Source organism: Secundilactobacillus muriivasis, assembly GCF_054785195.1.
Map to the genome: position 1 here is coordinate 69164 of NZ_BAABMI010000027.1, position 19771 is coordinate 88934.

General features: G+C 43.3%; 34 protein-coding genes and 1 tRNA gene. 28 read left to right on the forward strand and 7 right to left on the reverse strand.

What is annotated here, in order from left to right; all coding sequences use genetic code 11:
• Positions 1 to 144 precede the first annotated feature (144 nt).
• Entirely contained in the window at positions 145 to 2154 is a 2010-nt protein-coding gene (locus ACYVR3_RS07315; protein WP_461243706.1) for a right-handed parallel beta-helix repeat-containing protein, read from the forward strand.
• A gap of 82 nt (positions 2155 to 2236) precedes the next feature.
• Here the strand turns inward: ACYVR3_RS07315 and ACYVR3_RS07320 are convergent, their stop codons facing one another.
• Positions 2237 to 2707, reverse strand: coding sequence for a MarR family winged helix-turn-helix transcriptional regulator (locus tag ACYVR3_RS07320; RefSeq protein ID WP_054734748.1), 471 nt, complete (start codon positions 2705 to 2707; stop codon positions 2237 to 2239).
• A 330-nt stretch (positions 2708 to 3037) separates the two neighbouring features.
• Here ACYVR3_RS07320 and ACYVR3_RS07325 point away from each other — a divergent pair, with 330 nt between their 5' ends.
• Entirely contained in the window at positions 3038 to 3316 is a 279-nt protein-coding gene (locus ACYVR3_RS07325) for a hypothetical protein (protein ID WP_461243707.1), read from the forward strand.
• A gap of 49 nt (positions 3317 to 3365) precedes the next feature.
• A tRNA-Leu gene (locus ACYVR3_RS07330) sits at positions 3366 to 3449 on the forward strand.
• Between the two features lie 181 nt (positions 3450 to 3630).
• Here ACYVR3_RS07330 and ACYVR3_RS07335 read toward each other — a convergent pair.
• From ACYVR3_RS07335 to ACYVR3_RS07350, 4 genes are all read right to left on the reverse strand, one after another.
• The gene (locus tag ACYVR3_RS07335; RefSeq protein WP_461243708.1) at positions 3631 to 4776 is read right to left on the reverse strand and encodes a tyrosine-type recombinase/integrase; all 1146 of its coding nucleotides are present in this window, start codon (positions 4774 to 4776) and stop codon (positions 3631 to 3633) included.
• 165 nt (positions 4777 to 4941) lie between these two features.
• Positions 4942 to 5706, reverse strand: coding sequence for a DUF3862 domain-containing protein (locus ACYVR3_RS07340; RefSeq protein WP_461243709.1), 765 nt, complete (start codon positions 5704 to 5706; stop codon positions 4942 to 4944).
• A gap of 367 nt (positions 5707 to 6073) precedes the next feature.
• Complete coding sequence (locus ACYVR3_RS07345) at positions 6074 to 6487, reverse strand: M78 family metallopeptidase domain-containing protein (protein WP_461243710.1); 414 nt, start codon at positions 6485 to 6487, stop codon at positions 6074 to 6076.
• A 5-nt stretch (positions 6488 to 6492) separates the two neighbouring features.
• Entirely contained in the window at positions 6493 to 6804 is a 312-nt protein-coding gene (locus tag ACYVR3_RS07350; protein ID WP_461243711.1) for a helix-turn-helix domain-containing protein, read from the reverse strand.
• A gap of 248 nt (positions 6805 to 7052) precedes the next feature.
• Between ACYVR3_RS07350 and ACYVR3_RS07355 the strand changes: the two genes are divergently transcribed.
• Positions 7053 to 7244, forward strand: coding sequence for a hypothetical protein (locus tag ACYVR3_RS07355; protein WP_461243712.1), 192 nt, complete (start codon positions 7053 to 7055; stop codon positions 7242 to 7244).
• Here the strand turns inward: ACYVR3_RS07355 and ACYVR3_RS07360 are convergent.
• Positions 7213 to 7404 (reverse strand): YozE family protein, encoded by a 192-nt coding sequence (locus tag ACYVR3_RS07360; protein ID WP_461243747.1) that lies wholly within the window; start codon positions 7402 to 7404, stop codon positions 7213 to 7215. The two genes, ACYVR3_RS07355 and ACYVR3_RS07360, sit on opposite strands and share 32 nt — an antisense overlap.
• A 73-nt stretch (positions 7405 to 7477) precedes the next feature.
• On the opposite strand from ACYVR3_RS07360, the gene ACYVR3_RS07365 reads away from it, so the two are divergent.
• From ACYVR3_RS07365 to ACYVR3_RS07380, 4 genes are all read left to right on the forward strand, one after another.
• Complete coding sequence (locus ACYVR3_RS07365; RefSeq protein ID WP_461243713.1) at positions 7478 to 7681, forward strand: helix-turn-helix domain-containing protein; 204 nt, start codon at positions 7478 to 7480, stop codon at positions 7679 to 7681.
• A gap of 20 nt (positions 7682 to 7701) precedes the next feature.
• Complete coding sequence (locus tag ACYVR3_RS07370) at positions 7702 to 8316, forward strand: BRO-N domain-containing protein (RefSeq protein WP_461243714.1); 615 nt, start codon at positions 7702 to 7704, stop codon at positions 8314 to 8316.
• 4 nt (positions 8317 to 8320) lie between these two features.
• Positions 8321 to 8584, forward strand: a complete 264-nt coding sequence (locus tag ACYVR3_RS07375) for a hypothetical protein (RefSeq protein ID WP_333604207.1) — start codon at positions 8321 to 8323, stop codon at positions 8582 to 8584.
• A gap of 211 nt (positions 8585 to 8795) precedes the next feature.
• The gene (locus ACYVR3_RS07380; RefSeq protein WP_461243715.1) at positions 8796 to 9047 is read left to right on the forward strand and encodes a hypothetical protein; all 252 of its coding nucleotides are present in this window, start codon (positions 8796 to 8798) and stop codon (positions 9045 to 9047) included.
• Here ACYVR3_RS07380 and ACYVR3_RS07385 read toward each other — a convergent pair.
• The gene (locus ACYVR3_RS07385; protein ID WP_461243716.1) at positions 9044 to 9685 is read right to left on the reverse strand and encodes a hypothetical protein; all 642 of its coding nucleotides are present in this window, start codon (positions 9683 to 9685) and stop codon (positions 9044 to 9046) included. The genes ACYVR3_RS07380 and ACYVR3_RS07385 overlap by 4 nt on opposite strands.
• Before the next feature lie 62 nt (positions 9686 to 9747).
• On the opposite strand from ACYVR3_RS07385, the gene ACYVR3_RS07390 reads away from it, so the two are divergent.
• The 20 genes from ACYVR3_RS07390 (at position 9748) to ACYVR3_RS07485 (ending at position 19595) form a co-directional block, all read left to right on the forward strand.
• Positions 9748 to 10407: a hypothetical protein gene (locus ACYVR3_RS07390; protein WP_461243717.1), complete on the forward strand. Its 660-nt coding sequence runs from the start codon at positions 9748 to 9750 to the stop codon at positions 10405 to 10407.
• Between the two features lie 364 nt (positions 10408 to 10771).
• Positions 10772 to 10942, forward strand: coding sequence for a hypothetical protein (locus ACYVR3_RS07395; protein WP_461243718.1), 171 nt, complete (start codon positions 10772 to 10774; stop codon positions 10940 to 10942).
• Positions 10932 to 11174: a hypothetical protein gene (locus ACYVR3_RS07400; protein WP_461243719.1), complete on the forward strand. Its 243-nt coding sequence runs from the start codon at positions 10932 to 10934 to the stop codon at positions 11172 to 11174. The genes ACYVR3_RS07395 and ACYVR3_RS07400 overlap by 11 nt, the downstream gene beginning before the upstream one ends.
• On the forward strand, positions 11171 to 11656 hold the full coding sequence (locus ACYVR3_RS07405; RefSeq protein ID WP_461243720.1) for a siphovirus Gp157 family protein: 486 nt from the start codon (positions 11171 to 11173) through the stop codon (positions 11654 to 11656). The genes ACYVR3_RS07400 and ACYVR3_RS07405 overlap by 4 nt, the downstream gene beginning before the upstream one ends.
• Positions 11657 to 11658: 2 nt before the next feature.
• On the forward strand, positions 11659 to 11862 hold the full coding sequence (locus ACYVR3_RS07410) for a hypothetical protein (protein ID WP_461243721.1): 204 nt from the start codon (positions 11659 to 11661) through the stop codon (positions 11860 to 11862).
• A gap of 135 nt (positions 11863 to 11997) precedes the next feature.
• Entirely contained in the window at positions 11998 to 13242 is a 1245-nt protein-coding gene (locus tag ACYVR3_RS07415) for a DEAD/DEAH box helicase (protein ID WP_461243722.1), read from the forward strand.
• Positions 13242 to 13946 carry an AAA family ATPase gene (locus tag ACYVR3_RS07420; protein WP_461243723.1) on the forward strand — a complete coding sequence of 235 codons (705 nt, stop codon included), beginning with the start codon at positions 13242 to 13244 and terminating at the stop codon, positions 13944 to 13946. The genes ACYVR3_RS07415 and ACYVR3_RS07420 overlap by 1 nt, the downstream gene beginning before the upstream one ends.
• 2 nt (positions 13947 to 13948) lie before the next feature.
• A complete protein-coding gene (locus tag ACYVR3_RS07425) occupies positions 13949 to 14536 on the forward strand; it encodes a hypothetical protein (protein WP_461243724.1) in 588 nt (195 codons plus the stop codon).
• Positions 14537 to 14602: 66 nt separating this feature from the next.
• Positions 14603 to 15385 carry a bifunctional DNA primase/polymerase gene (locus ACYVR3_RS07430; RefSeq protein WP_461243748.1) on the forward strand — a complete coding sequence of 261 codons (783 nt, stop codon included), beginning with the start codon at positions 14603 to 14605 and terminating at the stop codon, positions 15383 to 15385.
• Positions 15375 to 16631, forward strand: coding sequence for a VapE domain-containing protein (locus tag ACYVR3_RS07435; protein ID WP_461243725.1), 1257 nt, complete (start codon positions 15375 to 15377; stop codon positions 16629 to 16631). The genes ACYVR3_RS07430 and ACYVR3_RS07435 overlap by 11 nt, the downstream gene beginning before the upstream one ends.
• Before the next feature lie 280 nt (positions 16632 to 16911).
• Positions 16912 to 17247, forward strand: coding sequence for a VRR-NUC domain-containing protein (locus ACYVR3_RS07440; protein WP_461243726.1), 336 nt, complete (start codon positions 16912 to 16914; stop codon positions 17245 to 17247).
• A complete protein-coding gene (locus tag ACYVR3_RS07445; protein ID WP_461243727.1) occupies positions 17231 to 17440 on the forward strand; it encodes a helix-turn-helix transcriptional regulator in 210 nt (69 codons plus the stop codon). The genes ACYVR3_RS07440 and ACYVR3_RS07445 overlap by 17 nt, the downstream gene beginning before the upstream one ends.
• Positions 17433 to 17588 (forward strand): hypothetical protein, encoded by a 156-nt coding sequence (locus ACYVR3_RS07450; protein ID WP_461243728.1) that lies wholly within the window; start codon positions 17433 to 17435, stop codon positions 17586 to 17588. The genes ACYVR3_RS07445 and ACYVR3_RS07450 overlap by 8 nt, the downstream gene beginning before the upstream one ends.
• Positions 17585 to 17890, forward strand: coding sequence for a MazG-like family protein (locus ACYVR3_RS07455; RefSeq protein ID WP_461243729.1), 306 nt, complete (start codon positions 17585 to 17587; stop codon positions 17888 to 17890). Before ACYVR3_RS07450 ends, ACYVR3_RS07455 begins: the two co-directional genes overlap by 4 nt.
• A complete protein-coding gene (locus ACYVR3_RS07460; protein WP_461243730.1) occupies positions 17883 to 18272 on the forward strand; it encodes a hypothetical protein in 390 nt (129 codons plus the stop codon). Before ACYVR3_RS07455 ends, ACYVR3_RS07460 begins: the two co-directional genes overlap by 8 nt.
• Positions 18262 to 18660 (forward strand): hypothetical protein, encoded by a 399-nt coding sequence (locus tag ACYVR3_RS07465; protein WP_461243731.1) that lies wholly within the window; start codon positions 18262 to 18264, stop codon positions 18658 to 18660. Before ACYVR3_RS07460 ends, ACYVR3_RS07465 begins: the two co-directional genes overlap by 11 nt.
• A 34-nt stretch (positions 18661 to 18694) precedes the next feature.
• Complete coding sequence (locus ACYVR3_RS07470) at positions 18695 to 18898, forward strand: hypothetical protein (protein WP_461243732.1); 204 nt, start codon at positions 18695 to 18697, stop codon at positions 18896 to 18898.
• Between the two features lie 27 nt (positions 18899 to 18925).
• The gene (locus tag ACYVR3_RS07475; RefSeq protein WP_461243733.1) at positions 18926 to 19186 is read left to right on the forward strand and encodes a hypothetical protein; all 261 of its coding nucleotides are present in this window, start codon (positions 18926 to 18928) and stop codon (positions 19184 to 19186) included.
• Entirely contained in the window at positions 19183 to 19374 is a 192-nt protein-coding gene (locus ACYVR3_RS07480; RefSeq protein ID WP_461243734.1) for a hypothetical protein, read from the forward strand. Before ACYVR3_RS07475 ends, ACYVR3_RS07480 begins: the two co-directional genes overlap by 4 nt.
• A complete protein-coding gene (locus tag ACYVR3_RS07485) occupies positions 19371 to 19595 on the forward strand; it encodes a hypothetical protein (RefSeq protein ID WP_461243735.1) in 225 nt (74 codons plus the stop codon). Before ACYVR3_RS07480 ends, ACYVR3_RS07485 begins: the two co-directional genes overlap by 4 nt.
• Positions 19596 to 19771: the final 176 nt, after the last annotated feature.

The following is a 19771-nucleotide window of genomic DNA, read 5'->3' on the forward strand; positions in this document are numbered from 1 at the left end:
CTTGTATATTGCAGCAGAAGTGATTTAGTCAATGTTGAATTGACTAAATGAATTAACTATACTAATTTTAGAAAACGTTTACAAAACGGCCAAAGTTTTCAACCGTTTAAAAATGAAGCTATTTTGAATATGGAGGTTCCAAACGTGAAAATTTATGTTAATGCCAACGCCATTCGAGACGGAAACGGCACTAAAGAAGCACCCTTTAAATTGATTAATGACGCGGCACGAATTGCAGTAGCTGGTGATGAGGTCTTGGTTTATCCGGGGACCTATCGTGAAAATGTTAATCCTGTTAATGCCGGCACTGAAGATGCGCCAATCACGTACCGCAGTGTCGAACCATTGAAGGCAATGATCACCGGTGCTGAAAAAGTCACTGATTGGAAACAATACAAAGATAATGTTTGGGTAACCCGAATCAATAATCATTTGTTCGGCGACTACAACCCGTATACCACATACATCATCGGCGACTGGTACCTCGGACCCGTAAATAAGCATACGGGTGCTGTCTATATGAATAATCAACAATTCTATGAAACCGAGACATTAGCTGATTGTTTGAAGGGTGACATCTATGCCCGGTCTTGGGACCCAAAGAATTCGGTTTATAAATGGTACACCGAACAAGACGAAGAGCGGCATGAGACAATTATTTACGCTAATTTCCAAGGTCAGGATCCGACTAAAGAATCAGTTGATATCAATGTCCGTCGTGAAGTGTTTTGGCCACAAGCAACCGGCAGAAATTATATTACGGTCAGTGGGTTCGCAATCAATAAAGCTGCGACAACTTGGGCGCCGCCTGCCGCTTACCAAGATGGTATGATTGGTCCGCACTGGTCAAAAGGGTGGCTTATTGAAGATTGTGATATCAGTCATTCACGTTGTGCTGGGATTTCGCTAGGCAAGTACAAGGATCCTGATAACGATCACTACTTCACTTACAAGCACGTTAAGAGTCCCACTCAAATGGAACGGGATGCCGTCTGCCGCGGGCAATATCATGGTTGGTATAAAGAAAATATTGGCCATCACGTCATCCGGCGGTGCAACATCCATGATTGTGAACAAGATGGGATCGTTGGTCGTCAGGGTGGGGTATTTAGCTTAATTGAAGATAATCATATCCACCACATTAACAACATGCAAGAATTAGCAGGTGCCGAGATTGCCGGCATCAAACTCCATGCGGCAATCGATGTCATTATTCGTCGTAACCACTTTGATCATTCAACGATGGGGCTATGGTGTGACTGGGAAGCTCAAGGTACCCGGATTACTCAAAACCTGTTTGATCACAACTATGCGCCTGATGGGACTGCGCCACATTTGAAGGGGGCGATGGAGAGTCAAGATATTTGGGTCGAAGTGAGTCACGGCCCGACATTGATCGATAATAACTTACTTTTATCGAAGGGCTCATTGCGAATCCCAACTCAGGGGTTAGCCATCGTTCATAACTTGATTTTAGGGTCATTTACACTAGTTGGTGCTGGTACGGATCATCCGGGTAAGGGTGCACCGCAACCACGATATACGCCGTATCACATTGCACACCGGACGGAAGTTGCCGGGTTCATGACGATTCTGCATGGCGATGATCGGTTTTATAACAATATCTTCATCCAAAAATGGCCTGTAACCGATACGACACCGGCGACCAATGAAAAAGTTGGCACCTACGTCTTTGATGATTACCCAACTTACGATGAATGGTACGCGCCATTTAAGAAGCTTGAAGGTAAACCAGCGGTGGAGAATGATATGGCCGACTTGCAACCATACCACTTTGGGCATCTACCAGTTTGGGCCAGCGGTAACGTTTATTTGAACGGCGCCCAAGCGTGGAAGAAAGAGGATCATAAGTTAGTGGATGACCAAGATAAGGTCGAATTTGAACTTGTTGAAAATGAGGGTCAACCCGCATTAAAAACGAATCTGTATGAGCGACTCAGCAATTTCAAGAATAGCATCATCAATACCAACGTTTTAGGCGAAGCGTTCGAACCAGAACAACGGTTTGAGATGCCAAATGGGGACGATATTATCTTCAACGAAGACTACTTCGGCAATCACCGTGGCGTTTCAACGATCCCAGGACCGTTTGCGTCACAACAAGCGGCAAAAGAGTTTCTTTGGCACAAGTAGGCTGAATAGAAGTAAAAAGCGGGCTCGCCGTCATCATTCCAATTGGGATGGTGGCGGTGAGCCCGTTGTTAGTTATTGTCAGTTATTCAGTGACACCGTGAATTAATTGATCATGGTTGATCGTGTTCAGTTCGCCGATAACACTGTTGATTTGCTTCATGAATTGGTCGTAATCGATGCCATCCAGCTTCAAGAAGTCCACGCAGGCGTTGACCCGGCTGTAAACTTCATCACGCTGGTTTTGGGCAAATTCAGTGACTTCAATGTTCACGTGTCGCTCGTCTTGTTGGCTACGGGTTCGAGTGACCCAACCCATGCTTTCCAAACGTTTAAGCAGTGGGGTTAACGTCCCACTATCAAGATTAAGGTGTTCGCCCAATTCACGAACCGTCATGGGTGACTTCTCCCAGAGAGCCAACATGGCGATGTATTGTGGGTAGGTGAGGTGGAAAGGCTTCAAAGCCTCTTGGTAAAAGTGATTGAACGTCTTACTAGCGTTGTAGAATGCGAAACAGAGCTGATCGTCTAGTAAACGAGGAGTCGTATCGGACATAGTGGCGCCTTCTTTCTAAGAGTTTTAGGTAAATCGTCATCAATTCATGACGGTCTGTGATGGACAATTTAATCATTAGTCGAATTCATTGTACCCCGCTTGATTTTGCTTGTCCAATTATTTATATGCTTAGTGATATGGATAAGAAACATTATTCGAAATATGAAGTGGATTGTCACTTGGTGTGGTTAAAAATTAGCTACGGGCATTATTAAAGACAGTGTACTGCCTTGATTTGTTTTTTAGTCAGCTTCAAAAGTTGATGCTTCTGGATAAAAGCGTTCTCTCTTGCCCAATTAACCGGTATAATGACGTCAGAGGGGTGATTCGATGTTTATGTCGACAGGTGATTTTAACCAAGCACACGTCATTAAAGGTGTGGTGGCTGTAACGTGCCATAAAATGTTAACGTCCGAAAAACCGGATGAATTTGAATTATTTGATCAACTGTTTGAAGATGCCAAACAGCAACTCTTTCAAAAAACGAAGGAGCGTGGTGGCGACGGAATCGTTAATGTGTCGTTTAATACGGAAGTGGTTCGCATGAGCGTTGCACCTAAGTTTTTAATCGTTCATGGCTATGGAACCGTCATCACTTTGCCAAAATAGGCCTTTACAAACCACTGATGATACGGTATGATTATTTCTGTTGTTTGATGCCCCGGTGGCGGAATTGGCAGACGCGCAGCGTTCAGGTCGCTGTTTGGGCAACCAAGTACAGGTTCGAATCCTGCTCGGGGCATATTGTATCATTATGCATCACTTCATATCATTCTGAAACGCCTATAAATAGGCGTTTTTATTTTGCTCTAAAGTGATTGAGAGTGATGGAAAATGAGCTTAGTGGCACAAAATTGGCACAAATTTGATGTCAATTTTAAAATTAGAGATTTGTTCCACTTCACAATCGACCGATTGCTGTATCAATTGCCCCACAAGGGATTAGGTGCTGTCATTTGTTCCACTTCACAATCTCTGATGTTGTTTAAAGCGACAACCATAGCCTTGTTTTCCTTAGCTTCTAGTTCACTAAAAACGTGTGAATAGGTTGAAAGCGTTACGTTGAAGTTGGCATGACCTAAATGTTTAGAAATGGCGTACAGCGAAATACCAGCATAGATCAGGTAAGAAGCGTGGGTATGGCGGAGGCCATGAAAAGTAATCTGCTTTGCATGGATTCGGGTCAAAGCGTTGTGTAGTGAATCATTGACTGCGTTTGACGATGGAATCTTACCTTTGGGCGTAACGAAAACCAACTGATGTGGGTTAGGCGATGCTACCTCTTGAAATGAGTGCCAGTACTGCGTCATGATTTCAAAGAACTCATCATTGACCGGGATTACCCGGTTAGATTGTTTGTTCTTGGTTGGCTTGAAATCGTTAGTATCGTTATCCCACGCTTTATTGATACTTAGCGTTTTGAATTTCTCGCTGATATCTTTCCACTGTAGTGCACTAATCTCTTCGTATCGAGCACCAGTGTAAAGTGAGACTAGTGCCATGGTCTTCGATGGGTGACGAGCATTAATATCATGCTTTAAGTCGGTGATTAACTTCACCATGTCATCCTTATCAAGGTACTTGTCAGCTTCATTTTTGCCATCTGCGCCACTTATCTTAGCACGATTGGTAAAATCCTTGGTAATGATGCCATCGTCCACAGCATCACGAATTGAAGCTCTAATCTGACTATGAAGTTTTTGCGAGCTGGCAATCGAATGTGTTTGACCAAATTCGTTTAAAAATTGTTGATATTGAGTTCGTGAGATCTCAGAAATTTTCTGACCAACAAATTTTGCAGCGACTACTTTTAGCGTATTAGCATAGCGTTTTTGAGTAGTTGCTGAGATGGTTGGCGCCTTAAATGTGTCATACCATAGTTGCATGTATTCTGGCAGTGTGTCTTGAGACTGTACGACACCAGCACCCGCAAACTTTCGGAGCTCCATTTTGTTAGCCCAGACCTGAGCCATCTTCTTAGTCGGAAAGGTCCGACTAGCTCTTTTTCCGGTTGCAGTATCTAGTATGCGAACATTCCATCGATTATTTCTTTTTGTAAAAGTTGCCATTATTAATCATCCTTTCAAATTCACCTAGGCGGGTTGAATTTATGTGGATGCTTGTGGCATCACCTCCTTTAATGTATGATTGTAAAAAGGGTGCAGTTCACCCGTATATGTATTTTCTAAGGGCACATCGACTTTCTTGGCGGGAGGGCGATGTGTTTTTTTTATTTAGATAGATGTTTCAGATTTGGTTGTAAGTTTGTCACCAGTAAAGGTAAGCGAAATAGTTCGTTTGCCATTAGTATAAGTGAGTACTTGGGAACTCATAGCACCCGTTCCGGTAATGATTTCACCAGCGGGAGTACCCAATTGTTTTTTAACAGCGGTTAAAGTAGTTCCCGTTTGGAGTGATTTGTAAGTAGATGAGTTAATTTTATCGGTAAAATCAGCATTACTGTAACCTTTACCAACGGCTTTACCATCCACAAATTGAGCGGTAATGGTAGCGCCCTTAAGCGAGGTACCAACGTTAGTCCAAGTATACTGAGATGCCTTAGTAGTAGAACCGGTAACTGTGGTTTCAGTCTTACTTTCAGGTTTACCATACATTGATTTAACGGTGCTTTCGGCTGAACCACCTTGCCCAGAGGTAATATCACCAACCTTAATACGATTGTATTTAGTTAAGGTGATAGCATTCTTTGGTTCAGCTTTTTTAGATGAACTGGTAGTTTCTTTATCAGAATTTGACGATGAATTAGAGTTTCCACAGGCAGTTAATGCAAGTGCCGCCAAAAGCGTAACCCCTACAGTTGCAACTTTTCTCATAGTAATATCCTCCCCAATAGGGTATAATTTAGTTGAAAATAATTCATTTGAAACCAGTTTAGCTGAATTACGTTTACCATCTAATGCATTCTTGACTTTAGGAACTGAAACAGATTTTGCTAACTTGTCCAGTGGTGAAGTGAAAGCAGATTCTAAGTTCGTCATCGCAGTGTCAACTCCCTTGGTTACGGTTAAATCAGTGTTTGCTGGGTTGACAGTGAATGAAGCAGGCATGAATGCATCGATCAATATTGTTACCGTCCCGTCGATTTAGGCGGGGCTTCTTTGTGTTTCCATAAAGTTCAGACTATCTTTTCACCCCAGAAGGGTGTCGGGCGCTCGTGTCCATATTATTGCCGTAGCTCAATGATTAGTCGTTGCACCTTCACACTTGTGTGTGCTTGGATCAGGGTTACCTTGCTTTTGTTTAGGCTTTCCTTGAATTCACCCGATGCTAAGTTAGCTGTTACCAGTTAACAGGGCAGTTAATTCAACTTTCAGCTTTTTGTGTCATCAGTATTTGGACGAGGGCCTAGGCAAGTGCTTGAAATTCTTCAATAACTGTTTTCTCTAAATGTGATGGAATCATAAAGTAGTCCATGAATTGGGTGAAGCTGACATGATCTAGGCTGCGTTCGTCCACATAGTAAGGCAACAGCATGCGAATTGCGCCGCGATTGGCTTCAAGTTCAATCCGTGGCTCGGAGTGTTCACCATGAAAACCCAGCCCATGAAGCGATTTGTGGTGTTCAATCACGTGAGTAATTTCATGTGCAACCTGAAAAGGTAGTTGGCTTTCATACCCAGGTTGATTTAAGTTAACTAAAATTTTACTTGTTTCGGTATCTGCTATCGATGGGCAATTGGGTGAAAGTTTTCTGTTCAAAACAACCCCGATTCCGTTATCGTATGCGAATTGGTAAAGATCATTTAAAATACTATCCATCTATATCACTTTCCTCGAAGTAGTCTACGAATTAGTTCTTTATCTTCATCTGGAATCGGCTTACCATCAAAGGTTAGGATTGATTCATCCTTGTTTAAGTCAACTATGGGTTTTACTTTAGGATCTTCTGTATTACCGATTAAGTAGTCAATCGAAACATCTAAGACCTCAGCGACTTTTGCGATTCGTTCAGTGCTAGGTTTTTGTTTCTGCCACTGATAGATACTATTTATCCCAAGACCGGCCTTAGTTGCAACCTGTTGTAGACTCATTCCTTTTAATTTTGAAATTTCTTTCGTGCGTTCAAACACAGTCATATTAGCATTCCTCCAACATGACCAACTTATAATTTTATTTAATCGAATTAAAATTATTGACTATTTTACTCGATTAGATTATTATAAGTTCATCAAGTAATTGAGCAATAAATAACAGAGCCTGTTAGCTGGGTACTTTGGCGAGTAAAGCTAATAGGCGTGGAGTTTATCGCTTATTTAATTATGGCTTCATTTTAAAAATAGTCAATAACTTGATGAAGAAATAACAGTGAAAGGAGGCAGAACCGATGGATTTAAGTGAAGTTATCACAGACGATTTGATTTTGGAACTATGTAAACGTCAGGGAGTTCAAAAATTAAATGCAGGACTTTATACCCACTGGGAATTGATTAGCAAGTATAGCCTGCGGGATATGAAGCTCCCCGACAATTATGAACTGCTACTTATTACTCCAAGTATTCAGCAGCATAATAATTGAAAACATTCTGGATTACGTCCAGTTCAGCATTTCGTGGATTTACGGACGTGATGTAGTCTGCCAGAGCATCCCAACTTGAAACATTTTTGGGGAAATTAGAATCATTTTTCGCATCCTTTGCGAAATCACCAATTGGTAAATCAACATCTATAAATTCCATAAGCCAATTGTAAAAAGTCAATTTTAACACCTCCCTTTAGGAGAGATTATATCAAATGAAAGGAAGTGGTCCAATGACGGAAGAAATGCTAGTACAAGGTGCACATGATGTAGAAAAGCGTATTAAGCGGGCGTTACTTGACCGGGACATGAAACAAGTTGATGTTGCCCGAGCGTTACACCTCAACCCGCAGTTGCTCAATCGAGCAATTAAGGGTGATATGACGCCCAAGTCAATTCGGATTCGAGAACAGCTCAAGAAGTTCTTGAATTACTAATTTGAAAGGAGTTGATCTAAATGCGAATGGAAAATTGGAACTGTCACAACATTCGGTTTGTGGAAGTTAACCACGAATGGTGGGCTGTAGCGATTGACGTGGCCAGCGCTTTAGGTTATTCAAAGCCACGTAATGCCATTAGCAATCATGTGGAAGACGAAGACAAAACCACCGCCCTGATTCAGGGCCCTGGTTCTAACTACAAGTCAAAAGCAGTTGTGATTAGCGAGTTCGGCATTTATGACCTGGTGTTCTCAAGCAAGCTCCCAGCGGCTAAGCAGTTCAAACGATGGGTCTTCACAACCATCCAACAACTCCGTAAGTCAACAGGCCTTGAAGGTTTTGAGGTATTTCGGATGCTGGACAAGCAACATCAGAAAGAAGCGATGGCGCGACTGTGTAAGGGCCTCAAACATCCAGTACGTGTGAACTTTATCAAGGCCAACACCATCGCTAACAAGGCTATTTCAACTAAACATGGCTACGCCAAAATGATTAAAAAAGGTGATATGACGCCAGAGATGTTAGTTGAACGCGAGCCAATTTTAGATGACACAGTTCGCCTGATGGAAATCAATGACGAGTTCGGTCTTGACCTGTCGGTGAGTAAGGCCATCTATGCAAAAGTAGGGTGATCATATGACTGAATCAGTATTGGAACAGGGTATTTTAGACCTGGTCAATCAAGCGGTTAAACGTGGGTTCGAGGCGGGTCAGCAAAATGACTATCAACTGCTTACCCGCAAAGAACTGTGTGAACAAGTTTTAAACATTGATGTAAACACTTTTGATGATCACTTCAGGTATCAGCCAGGCTTCCCGAGTTTTAAGGACGGAAAATTGACACGCTACTATGTTCCCGCGGTGCATGAGTGGATTATGAATCACCAGACTACAAAGTAAAAACCTAGGCGGGTTAATTTGAAAGGGTGATTTAAATGTTGGCGGTAATTTGGCAGTGGTTTAGCTGGACGGTGTTTTGTTTAGGCTTAGGGTACTGGACCAATGAGTTGGTGCACCATCCTAACGACTGGTTTGATTAACATGCTAGTTCTAATTTTAATTTTCGTTCTGGCGGCGGTGCTGGAACAGGCGAATAGAAAGTAGGCTGAATATGGCAGAAATTAAAAATGACCACCCTATGCAAGAGGATGATCAAAAGTTCTACGAAAATAAGATTCAGAAACGTTACGTCGATAACGTTCTGAAAGTATCACAAGTAACGGTAACTCGTGTATTGCTCAAAGCGCCATCTCACCTGTATCCACCCGACTTTGAGAACGAGTTAGGAATCTGGGAGCAGTACTGGGACCAAAATGGGAAGAAACTTTTTGAGCGGAGAATTTCGGCTAAGGACCTGAATTAGAAAAACGTTTGTTTGCCGAGTTCAACTAGCAGTGGCGATATTACCGGGCCAGTTACCTTCCAAGTTTTACCAATGAATTCCTTGAATCGTGAAAGGAATTTAGGCTTGGGGTTTTCTGAACCTTTAAGAGCTGATTCTAATTCAGCGGCTAAATCACGAAGCTGTTCTTTGTCAGAATTATCAGGTAATTGATTCTCTATGCTAAGTAATTGGTGGATAGATTCATCGATGTTGATAGTTTGAGAATGGTTGTCAGTAAACGATGAATAATCTCCAAAGGCGGCTTGCCCATTGTTGTTTATGGTATCGATGTGGATGCCAGACATAGATGATTCATCTCCTTCGTTTGAGCCTGGATGTTGCAATTTATATAGGTAATCTTCACCTTTAGAAGTTAGCCAATAGTTCTGAGAAATAGCCAAAACTGGAGGTCCTCCTAAAGTTGGCGCAAGTTGTACAGTCAGTAATCCTTCATGTTGAGAATCCATATTTTGGATTTCATCGATTAGAAGATCAGATGAAAAACCATTATCTTCTCCTCGTTTAAGAACGGAGTTGATTTGTTCAGAATCTGGTCTATTGACAGGATTTGCTAATTCAGAAAGTAAAAACAATCTACGTTCATCACTAGGTTTCATATTTATCACCTCCTTTATCCATCAAGTATATCAGAGGTGAGATAACAAAAGGAGGTGATCTAATGGGTAGAAAAATTGAAGATTTAACCGGAAAACGGTTTGGACGTTTGGTTGTGGTTGAACGGACTAAAAATAGAGGAAAACACGCTGCTTGGAAATGTGACTGTGACTGCGGGAACACAGCTGAAATCAGTTCAACTAACCTAATTAGTGGTCATACTACAAGCTGTGGATGCTTTAGAAAAGAGCTTGGTGCGAAAACTGCGAAGAACTTAAAAGGAATTCGCTTTGGACGCCTACTAGTAATTAAAGATAGTGGAAAGCGTTCCCACTCCTTTGTAGTTTGGCAATGCCAATGCGATTGTGGACGCGAAGTGCAGGTCTCCTCACATGCCTTACTTCGTGGTCAACTCAGTTGTGGTTGTTTGCGGAACGAAAATAATTCTCGACGACGTTTAAAAGAGATCGCCCTTGAACCTGAAAAAGGCACCCAGATTCGTTCTATCAAACCGCATCGAAAGCCACGTAAAAATAATAAATCAGGAACCATCGGGGTAAGCTGGGATGTCAGGCGACAGAAGTGGCGAGCTAAAATCAGCTTAAAGGGCAATGATATTTTTTTAGGCTATTTTTTCAATAAACAAGACGCCATCAACGCTCGCAAGGCAGCCGAAGAAAAATACTTCAAGCCGATTCTTGAAAAATACAGAAAGAAGGTATGAACATGCCAGTAGTAACAGAACTAATGCGAACAGCGATTCGTAGAAAACGCGGTGAACTCAACTTGAACTATCGCCAGATGGAACAGGAAACGGGGCGTTAGCCATTGGACGTTATCCGATATTTTAAGCGGTAAACGGTCCAAGATTCAAACCGGTACATTAAACCGGATGAATGAATGGCTGTATAGGCATTCTTAGGAGGTGATGTGAATGATCCACACTCGAACGTACAGTGATCTAGTCTTTCGGACTAAACGTCACTCATGGTTGTGGAAGTTATTCCACAGCACAAAAAAAGCCAGCTATCGCAAGTAGCTGACTGAACTAAAAACATTTCAGGTGAATTATACCACAGGAGGTAGCAATGGTAGAAATTTTAAAGTTGCGAAGTCGGGTTAAAACAATTCAAAGTCAAATTGACGCAATTTCGATTGATCGAATTGATGCGCTGGAGTATTGGTTTGAACAACTCGATGAGGCCAAGCGTGAGTTACTGATGAAAGGAAAGTTGTGGGTGGTTATCGATGAAAATTGATTTGATCAAGCGAAAGAATGTACCGAAGTCTTATCACCTTGGCAATGTGATTTACTTCTACGGTGATGACGTACTGGCAATGGTTGCCGAGTCGGGCGATAACGTTGCACTTGTCAACCTGGAAAATGGTGAAACGTACAGGTCGGCATCAACATTAAATGATTTGTATCTCCAAATGGATGCAGACCACGGTGAATTGATCAATGCCGAATTACGGGAGGTACGTTCATGAACCTATATCAATTAGAAAGCAACTTACAACAGGTATTGGACTTAGCAGAATCCGCTAATCCAGATGATGCACAACTATACGCCGATACTATTGCTAGTTTAAAAGACGGTATTGCGGATAAGGCGGTTGGTTACGGCAAGGTCATTAAGCAGCTTACGGCTGACAGCAGAATGTTGAAAGAAAAAATCACCGTTGATCAGGAACGGTTGCATAGTTTGAACAACAACTTATCCCGGTTAAAGTCGGCCCTTCAAGGTGCCATGGAATTATCAGGTCAGGAAAAAATTAAGGATCCAGAGTTATCAATCTGGATTCAAAATAACCCGCCCAAAGTGGTGTATCTGGACGAAACTTTAGTGCCGGATAAATTCATTAAGCAAGTACCACAAATTATGGGAAAGGACATTTTGAACGCACTGAAGGCCGGTGATGAAGTACCAGGTACTAAGCTAATTCAGACACGTTCAATTCGGGTGCGTTAATTATGAATGACAAAATTATTTTAACTCGTGAGAAACCCACAGCAATCGGCGGGGTCAAACCGGTATTCTTACCAGCTGAGACCATCGAACAGTTGAAGTCACTCAAGGAAGAGACCGGCATCCCAATGGGCCGGTTAGCGGATCAGTTTATCAGGTTTGGGCTTAGTCGGGTGGAGGTTATTGATCCCGATGATAGCAATGAATAGGCGGGAGGTGATTGGGATTGTATGACCTTCGGGACTACCAGTTGGAGGAGTATCAGCAGATTGTTGACTCAATGCGAGCTGGTCATCGTTCAATCATGGTGCAGTCCCCACCCTAGAACGGGGAAGACGGTTTTAATGGCTGAAATTGCGCGTAAGACGACTATTCGAGGTGGTCGGGTAATGTTCATCGTCCACCGCAAAGAAATCGTTGATCAAGTTAAAACGACCTTTGAAGAGCAGGGGGTTGATATGCGATTAGCTCAAATCGGGATGGTGCAGACGTTTACCCGCAAAGTCGACCGGTTACAGGCACCAGCAGTGTTGTTCGTTGATGAAGCTCACCACGTATTGGCAAAATCGTATCGGCGAATCCTGGACGCCTTCCCGGACGCCATTCACTTAATGTTTACGGCAACGCCGATTCGATTGAATGGGGCCGGGTTTGAAGATGTTGCAGATGACCTGATTGTGGGAAAGCCAATTCAGTGGTTGATTGACCACGGTAATTTAGCGCCAATTCAGTACTACGCACCCAAACAAATTGATACCTCGATGTTGAAAGCGAAGCGGACCGGCGAATTTACGGAAGCGTCAATCGAAAAAGCATCCAAGCCTCGAATTTACGGTAATGCGGTTGATCACTATCTCAAACTCGCAGCAGGTAAACAGGCGATTGCCTACACCTACAACGTAGCAAGTGCCCATCAGTTGGCCGATGAATTTAATCAGCGTGGCATTACCGCGGCGGCTGTTGATGGTGGCACTCCCAAATTAGTTCGGGACCATGTTATTGATGAGTATCGTGCTGGTCGAATTCAAGTGGTAGCTAATAATGAGCTGTTTACCGAGGGGCTGGATCTACCGAACGTCGATTGTGTCATCATGCTACGGCCAACTCAATCACTATCGTTGTACCTTCAATTTTCGATGCGGTCCATGAATCCACGATCTGGTAAAACAGCCATCATCATTGATCATGTTGGTAATGTTGAAAAATTCGGCTTACCGACGGCTAACCGTGACTGGAAGTTATCGGGTAGCAAGACTGGTGAACCGGTTAAACCGGTAGTGGTATGCGAAGAATGCTTCGGAACGTTTTACCGTGATGAGGCCGACAAGGATAGCAGTGGCCGAACACTGTGCCCGTTTTGTGGGGAGCCGTTGCCGGTTAAACAGCAATCGGAAAGCAACACACCCGAAACCGATGATGGCGCTGAACTGGAAGAATACACGGCCGAACAGGAACTTATGGACCGCGTGAGACACATGAAACCTGATGATTTAAAGACCTACGCCGAAATTGGCGCTTATCGTAAGGCACACGGTTACAAGCCGGGGTGGGCCTACTACCAACTCAAGAAGAGGGGAATGATTAGATAATGGGCATTTTACCAAAGAACGAACCTAAGCCGACCATTGACACGCCGCGTAATTTTTTCATCTATGGTCGCACAATGGCGGGAAAAAGCTATCTAGCTGAACGATTCCCGAACCCGTTATTTCTAAATACGGATGGGAACGCTAAGCAAAACAAGGCACCATCGATTCAACTATTTAACAAACGCAACCCCGATGGCACCGCAGATAAAACCGTCATCGAACAGCTCGATGAAATCATGCTGGCATTGCAAACGGAAAAGCACGGTTATGAAACCATCGTCATTGACGTGGTGGACGACGTAGCATTGCTGATTGAGCAAGCCGTGTGCTTAGAGGCAGGAGTAAAGGCACTGGCTGATATTCCTTACGGAAAAGGTTACGCGACGTTTAACGGTGTTTTTCAAGGATTAGTGATGGAACTAAAGATGTTACCAGTTAACGTGATCTATGTTTCTCGTGTCGAAGACCACGTAGAAGACGACGGCACCACGAAAGAGGTCCCATCGCTTAAAACCAAGTACTACAACGTGGTCAACGGTAACTGTGATTTAGTGATCCACGTTCAAAAAATCGGTAGTCGTCACGTTCGGTCGGTGACTGATAAACGCAAAGACTACTACGAGAAAAATATTGACGACCCTAAGATTCTTCAAATTTTAAAGGCCATTACTGGCGCACTGACAAAAGAAAAGGTAGGTAATTAATTATGAGTTTACGAGATATTGCAAATGAAATCGCGGCATCAAGCTATGATCCAAAGACAGACGCAGTAGCAACTGCTGCAGGTTTACCAGCTGGTGATTACACTACGGTAGTTTCAGAAGTTGCACACCGAGTTTTCGATTCTGGTTGGGATTGCTTTGGCGCCACATTTGAAGTAATAGAAGGAGACCATACTGGTCAAAAGGAGAACGTCAACATTTCCTTTGCTGAAACAGCTAAGTCAGGCAAGCCGATTCCAAAGTTTATCTTAGATCGGAATATCAAGCTGATCATGAAACTAGGCGCTTTCTTAGGTGTTGAAATTACTCCAGATGATTTTGCCGATAACGAAACTGATACGCACGAAAATTTGTACCAAAAAATGCACGGTCACGAAGGCGTCACGATGATTCTAAAAGTCACGGTGCGGGAAAACAAGAAGGATCCATCGAATCCGTACACTTCTTATGACCTCGATGAAGCCGAACAGCCAGAGGAACTACCAGCTGATGATCCGTTCGCTCCTGACACGGCTAGTCAGGACGCCACAGAATCACCAGTGGTGGATGATAGCCAGTTGCCCTTCGATTAATCAATTAACGCAGTGTCGTTTCCACCGGCGGGGTGAGATGCCCTGCTCAAAGATGGTGATTGTATGATACAGAATCTTGTTAATTCGGCAGTGATGTACGCCAAACATGGAATGAGTGTTTTGCCAATGGTAGGCAAGAAACCGTTAATTCGGTTTGCTGATAAACCGCCCTTAACGGTTGACGAAATCAGACAATATTGGACCGACCATCCATACGCTGGAATAGCGTTACGAACCACCAACTTCTTCGTTGTTGATATTGACCGACATGAAGGCGGTGTGGACGGTATCGCAACGTTAGCGAAGATGGATCATACTGGGTATTTTCGTAAAACGTTAGCACAACGAACCCGGCACGGCGGTCAGCAGTTGTTCTATCTGAAACGTGAAGACCAAAGCGTGCAGCAAAATATTGGCTGGTTGCCAGGTGTGGATATCAAGGCCCACCCAAATAATTACGTGGTGGTAGCACCTAGTGAAGGCTATCAGTGGTTAAACCGAGAACCAATGGTGACAGCTTCAACTAAATTGGTAGCAGCGATCAACCAACGGTCCAATACGACACCAGCGATGAATTTACCAGTGTCAGATGAGAAGACCAATACTAGTCGATTGTTTGAAACTATCGTGGACGGATTCGGCGACACAGGGGGTCGAAACAATGCTCTAACGAGTTTTGTAGGTGGCTTGCTATATCGGAACGTTGATGCTGAAAAAGTCTATCAGCTTGCAAAATTGGCTAATACAAGCACCCCGAATTCATTACCACTAAATGAGTTTGATCGCACATTTGATTCAATGCTGAAAAAAGAAATCCGCAGACGAGAGGAGGCTAAAAATGGCGGTTGAAGAGAGTATTGAAAAATTAAAGGCACTACAAAGTAACGTGACTGAAATGCCGATTTCGGGTTTTAAAACAACCAAAGACGGCAAAATTCGCGCTAACAGCATTACCAACGTGGCGACGATTTTAGAACGAGATCCAATGTTGGCTGGTAAGTTTGCCTTCAACGAATTTACCTATGAAATTGAATTGCTCGAAGATTTACCCAAGTTGATGCTCGAAAAGGGTCGAATTGATGATGATTACACCCCGGCGTTACTCGGTTACATGGAATTGAAATACAATGTGATGTTTGCAGACCGGTTACTGACCGGTGCGATGACTAACGTGGCCCGCAAGAACGTATTTAATCCGGTATTGGATTATTTTGAACAGTGTCAAACGGATTGGGACGGCACTGAACGGGTTGCTGACTTCTTGCCAATGTATCTGGGTGCCGAACGGTCCGAAGTTACCACGTTGGAAACGAAGATTTTCTTCACCGGCGCGGTGGCAAAGGCTTATCGACCAGAGATGAAGTTTGATTACGTTTTAGATTTAGTTGGTGGTCAAGGCGTTGGGAAAACCACACTGCTCAAGAAAGTTTCTAATGGCTGGTATACAGATCAGTTTACGGACTTCGAAAACAAGGATAATTTTCAAAACATGCTGCGAGCCCTGATCGTCAACGATGACGAAATGACCGCCACCAATAATTCGTCCTTTGAAATCTTAAAGAAGTTCATTAGTTCAGAGACGTTTGAGTTTCGGGCCGCTTATGCTCGGCATAGTGTACGGCGAAATAAAAACTTTGTGATGGCTCGGACGACCAATGAAATGACCTATCTGAAAGATAAGACCGGTGAACGGCGCTTCATGCCAGTGTTAGCCGATAAGGCCAAACAAGAGAAGTCCCCACTAACGGAACTACCACAGGACTACATCGACCAGCTCTGGGGTGAATTCACCACTTACTATCAGGATGGTTTTGATTTCATGTTGACGGAGGAACAGGAGAAGTTACTAGGCGATTTGAGAAAGTCGTTTATGTATGTAGACGAAGAAGAGGCTCAGATTGAAGAGTACCTTCAGCGGTTTACTGGAAGTTTTGTGGCAAGTAAAGAGATCGCTCATGAGATTGGTGAAGATAATCTGGTGAACAATCGACGCTTGGCTAAGAAAATTAAGTACGTCATGGATAATCATGGCGGTTGGAAACCAGCCCAAAAAAGATTTGGGAGAGTCGTGAAAAGGGGGTATAAGCGGATTTGAAGCGCTGAATTAACTATGAAGTGCTCAAAATCCACTTAGTGCTTCACGCTTAATCCCTTGGGAGAGTAAGGCGCACCTTTTATATGAATCTACTACTACACTAAATATATATATATATATATATTTTATATAGGGGTATAGACATAGGGTGCGTGTATAACGTATAAAGTCATTTTTTAGCGATACACGGTTTCACGCCGTCTAATCCCTTGGGAGAGTAAGGACAAACGAATGCTTCAAGTTGAAATGTCAGTGCTTCATTGATTCACTTAAAAAAAATATGACACGAGAACAAAAAATTCAAAACGATGTTAGGGTAGCAATTAGCCAGCATGGTTGCACGATTTTTCGGGCAAACGTCGGTAAAGTCAAAATGGATAATGGTCGGTGGTTCGACACTGGATTACCAAAAGGATTCCCTGATCTGTTTGGTTATCGGCATAGTGATGGCAAAATGTTTTTTATTGAGATGAAAAATGAAACCGGACGACTGCGAGAAGATCAAAAAAAGTTTGCGAAGATTCTTAAAACCGTCCCAGTTTTATATGGAGTGGCCCGATCAGTTGATGATGCGTTGAAGATTGTGGAAGGTGAATCGAATGGAAAACCGAATTAGATTACTACGTAAGCAGTACGAGCTAACTCAAAAAGAGCTTGGTAACGTGATGGGGTTTGATGCACGTACCGTTAGTAGATGGGAACGAGGCGAGCATTTACCAGATATTCCAACGCTGTTTAAGTTAGCACATTACTTTAACGTTTCGGCGGAGTTTCTCTATTGTGATGACTGGGGTGAGCTCAATGATTAAACCGGGTGACAAAGTGAGCTGGTTGGAAGGTGACACCCGTAAATACGGATGGGTGCACGCCATCATCAATCGAGGCGCCTACCAAACAGCGTTGTTGGAGAAGCGGGAAATTCCGTTAGGACAATTAACTAAGGAGCGTGTACGATGAACGAATTAATTAAAGGCGTTGAACGATGGTCTTGCGAACGAGGCCTGGATGTGGCTGATCCAACCAAGCAACTTAACAAGCTAACCGAAGAGTTGGGTGAACTAGCCCAAGGAATCAACAAAAACGACGTCATCAAGACTAGTGACTCTATGGGTGACATGACGGTGGTCATGATTATCCTGTGTCAGCAACTAGGTGTGTCGTTTCAAGGGTGCTTGCGAGTGGCGTACAACACCATCAAGGACCGCAAAGGCGAGATGGTCAATGGCGTGTTCGTGAAGGAGAGTGACCTGCATGAGTAAGTTAAGACGGTTCTATCTACCAGATGTTAAAAGCAATCAAGGACAGCAGTACTTAACCCGCGGTAAGCATAGCAAGCACAACTACTTCATGTGTGGTGAGCACAACCCCAACGTGAGGGCTGGAAGCTTGATTCAGTGGTTTGACGATAGTGAAGTTGCAGAGATTGAAAAATCCATCACGCTTACTAATTTGATGGTTGAAATCAAATACCCTGATCCGCTGAAAGAATTGACTCACCGGTTGATTATTGACATTAAGAATACACCGGCGCCATCAGAAAATGATGAAACCACATTGACCGACGGACTAAAGGTCGCACTTTTCGAAATTGAACATTTGAATCAGCCACTTACTGAAATCGGTGGTCGAGATGAAACCTAACGAGTTCACCAAAGCAGTCCACATTATCGAAGACGAATATGGCGGTCCAGATAAGGTCCCCGATGATGCGTGGGAAGAGTTCGCGGATTTTCGGAAGGCGTATTTTCGTAAAGAGGATCATCGTATTGAAATGATGGTGAAATATCATCGGACAACGACTTATCAAGAAGCGTTGAACAAGATGTACAATCACATGTCGACCAGTCAAATGACGCTCGAAGAGATTACTGAACGATTAAACGCAAATGCGAACGTTACGAGGTATGGAAAGTTTCCGTTGACTTTGGAAGATGTGAAAACCAGCTTAGCACACCGAGCTTTACCATACATTCGTGCTAAAGAGAATGATGTTAGTGGTCGTATCGCACTGGGAGGGTATATCAAATGACTGTAACGAGCACTAAACTAGGAGGAATTTGTATATGGAGACAACAATTGAACCTAAGTGGATGTCTTTAGGCATAGAAGCTGAGGGTGGCCACCCGGCAATGGTTAATTTAAATCAGGTAATTATGGTTCAAGATAATAGCGATGGTGAGGCGGAGGCCTTTTTCACAAATGGAATGAAGCTAAATCTCGGTGGTAGTACTCGGGCGTTTTACAAGGCAATCAGTGATGAAAGCTAGAATTCAAAGTGGACTAAACAAGATTTATTGACCAGATTTAAAGCCGGTTTTGAAACGAGCGTTGTTGATAAGGCCCACGATTATGAAATGTGGCGAGTAAATCGATCATCAACTAAAACGAATGAATTACATCTGTTTCTTGATGATCCGTTAGGAACGATGGGTGCCGTATCAAGTTGGAGCACGAGTGCTACTGATATTGTTAGTGACCAGATTCTACGAAAAATCGGCAACCTCCCCATCGAAGTTTGGTTGGGTGATGTCAAAATCAAGGAGGCGGCGGAATGAAATTTAACGTGTTTGAGTTTGCATCTGGCGAATATTTAGCTTCACTTAAGCAGGTAAATAATCAACTTCGAATTGTACCTACCACTGATGCGTTAGCTGCACAGCGTTTTCTCTCGGACTCTAATTTAAAGAAGTTAGGTTACTTGAATGGACGTTTAGTCACTGTGGAAGTGAAGGTGGGCGAATGATGTACGCACTAACGGCAATCATCTCGATTGCACTGTCAGCGATTATCACGACGATGATTCTGGGGGCACGGTTGGAAAAGTTCAAGAATGAGTATGATAAATATCTCTTGAATCACGATAACCGCCTCGAGCGGATCGAACCTACGCCACCAGCTGGTTCAATGAGTGAAGCCTTCAAACGAATGGGCAACGATATTGGAAAGGTGTTGGGCGGTAAATGAACTGGTACCTATTAATTTCGGGCTGGACCACGGGTGTTTTTACCATGCTTTTAATAGCAGTCCTGTTCGGTGAAGTTACCCTTAATGGCATGGTAGTTACTCAAGGCATTTGGAAGTGGGTTGCCACTGCTGTTTGTGTGGTTGCTATCGTAAGCAATGTGTGGACGTTCAGAAAG

Coding starts and splice junctions, on each gene's coding strand:
- ACYVR3_RS07320 (WP_054734748.1), bottom strand. CDS start 2,707: ATGTCCGATACGACTCCTCGTTTACTAGACGATCAGCTCTGTTTCGCA.
- ACYVR3_RS07325 (WP_461243707.1), top strand. CDS start 3,038: ATGTTTATGTCGACAGGTGATTTTAACCAAGCACACGTCATTAAAGGT.
- ACYVR3_RS07335 (WP_461243708.1), bottom strand. CDS start 4,776: ATGGCAACTTTTACAAAAAGAAATAATCGATGGAATGTTCGCATACTA.
- ACYVR3_RS07340 (WP_461243709.1), bottom strand. CDS start 5,706: ATGACGAACTTAGAATCTGCTTTCACTTCACCACTGGACAAGTTAGCA.
- ACYVR3_RS07345 (WP_461243710.1), bottom strand. CDS start 6,487: ATGGATAGTATTTTAAATGATCTTTACCAATTCGCATACGATAACGGA.
- ACYVR3_RS07350 (WP_461243711.1), bottom strand. CDS start 6,804: ATGACTGTGTTTGAACGCACGAAAGAAATTTCAAAATTAAAAGGAATG.
- ACYVR3_RS07355 (WP_461243712.1), top strand. CDS start 7,053: ATGGATTTAAGTGAAGTTATCACAGACGATTTGATTTTGGAACTATGT.
- ACYVR3_RS07360 (WP_461243747.1), bottom strand. CDS start 7,404: ATGGAATTTATAGATGTTGATTTACCAATTGGTGATTTCGCAAAGGAT.
- ACYVR3_RS07365 (WP_461243713.1), top strand. CDS start 7,478: ATGACGGAAGAAATGCTAGTACAAGGTGCACATGATGTAGAAAAGCGT.
- ACYVR3_RS07370 (WP_461243714.1), top strand. CDS start 7,702: ATGCGAATGGAAAATTGGAACTGTCACAACATTCGGTTTGTGGAAGTT.
- ACYVR3_RS07375 (WP_333604207.1), top strand. CDS start 8,321: ATGACTGAATCAGTATTGGAACAGGGTATTTTAGACCTGGTCAATCAA.
- ACYVR3_RS07380 (WP_461243715.1), top strand. CDS start 8,796: ATGGCAGAAATTAAAAATGACCACCCTATGCAAGAGGATGATCAAAAG.
- ACYVR3_RS07385 (WP_461243716.1), bottom strand. CDS start 9,685: ATGAAACCTAGTGATGAACGTAGATTGTTTTTACTTTCTGAATTAGCA.
- ACYVR3_RS07390 (WP_461243717.1), top strand. CDS start 9,748: ATGGGTAGAAAAATTGAAGATTTAACCGGAAAACGGTTTGGACGTTTG.
- ACYVR3_RS07395 (WP_461243718.1), top strand. CDS start 10,772: ATGGTAGAAATTTTAAAGTTGCGAAGTCGGGTTAAAACAATTCAAAGT.
- ACYVR3_RS07400 (WP_461243719.1), top strand. CDS start 10,932: ATGAAAATTGATTTGATCAAGCGAAAGAATGTACCGAAGTCTTATCAC.
- ACYVR3_RS07405 (WP_461243720.1), top strand. CDS start 11,171: ATGAACCTATATCAATTAGAAAGCAACTTACAACAGGTATTGGACTTA.
- ACYVR3_RS07410 (WP_461243721.1), top strand. CDS start 11,659: ATGAATGACAAAATTATTTTAACTCGTGAGAAACCCACAGCAATCGGC.
- ACYVR3_RS07415 (WP_461243722.1), top strand. CDS start 11,998: ATGGCTGAAATTGCGCGTAAGACGACTATTCGAGGTGGTCGGGTAATG.
- ACYVR3_RS07420 (WP_461243723.1), top strand. CDS start 13,242: ATGGGCATTTTACCAAAGAACGAACCTAAGCCGACCATTGACACGCCG.
- ACYVR3_RS07425 (WP_461243724.1), top strand. CDS start 13,949: ATGAGTTTACGAGATATTGCAAATGAAATCGCGGCATCAAGCTATGAT.
- ACYVR3_RS07435 (WP_461243725.1), top strand. CDS start 15,375: ATGGCGGTTGAAGAGAGTATTGAAAAATTAAAGGCACTACAAAGTAAC.
- ACYVR3_RS07440 (WP_461243726.1), top strand. CDS start 16,912: ATGACACGAGAACAAAAAATTCAAAACGATGTTAGGGTAGCAATTAGC.
- ACYVR3_RS07445 (WP_461243727.1), top strand. CDS start 17,231: ATGGAAAACCGAATTAGATTACTACGTAAGCAGTACGAGCTAACTCAA.
- ACYVR3_RS07450 (WP_461243728.1), top strand. CDS start 17,433: ATGATTAAACCGGGTGACAAAGTGAGCTGGTTGGAAGGTGACACCCGT.
- ACYVR3_RS07455 (WP_461243729.1), top strand. CDS start 17,585: ATGAACGAATTAATTAAAGGCGTTGAACGATGGTCTTGCGAACGAGGC.
- ACYVR3_RS07460 (WP_461243730.1), top strand. CDS start 17,883: ATGAGTAAGTTAAGACGGTTCTATCTACCAGATGTTAAAAGCAATCAA.
- ACYVR3_RS07465 (WP_461243731.1), top strand. CDS start 18,262: ATGAAACCTAACGAGTTCACCAAAGCAGTCCACATTATCGAAGACGAA.
- ACYVR3_RS07470 (WP_461243732.1), top strand. CDS start 18,695: ATGGAGACAACAATTGAACCTAAGTGGATGTCTTTAGGCATAGAAGCT.
- ACYVR3_RS07480 (WP_461243734.1), top strand. CDS start 19,183: ATGAAATTTAACGTGTTTGAGTTTGCATCTGGCGAATATTTAGCTTCA.
- ACYVR3_RS07485 (WP_461243735.1), top strand. CDS start 19,371: ATGATGTACGCACTAACGGCAATCATCTCGATTGCACTGTCAGCGATT.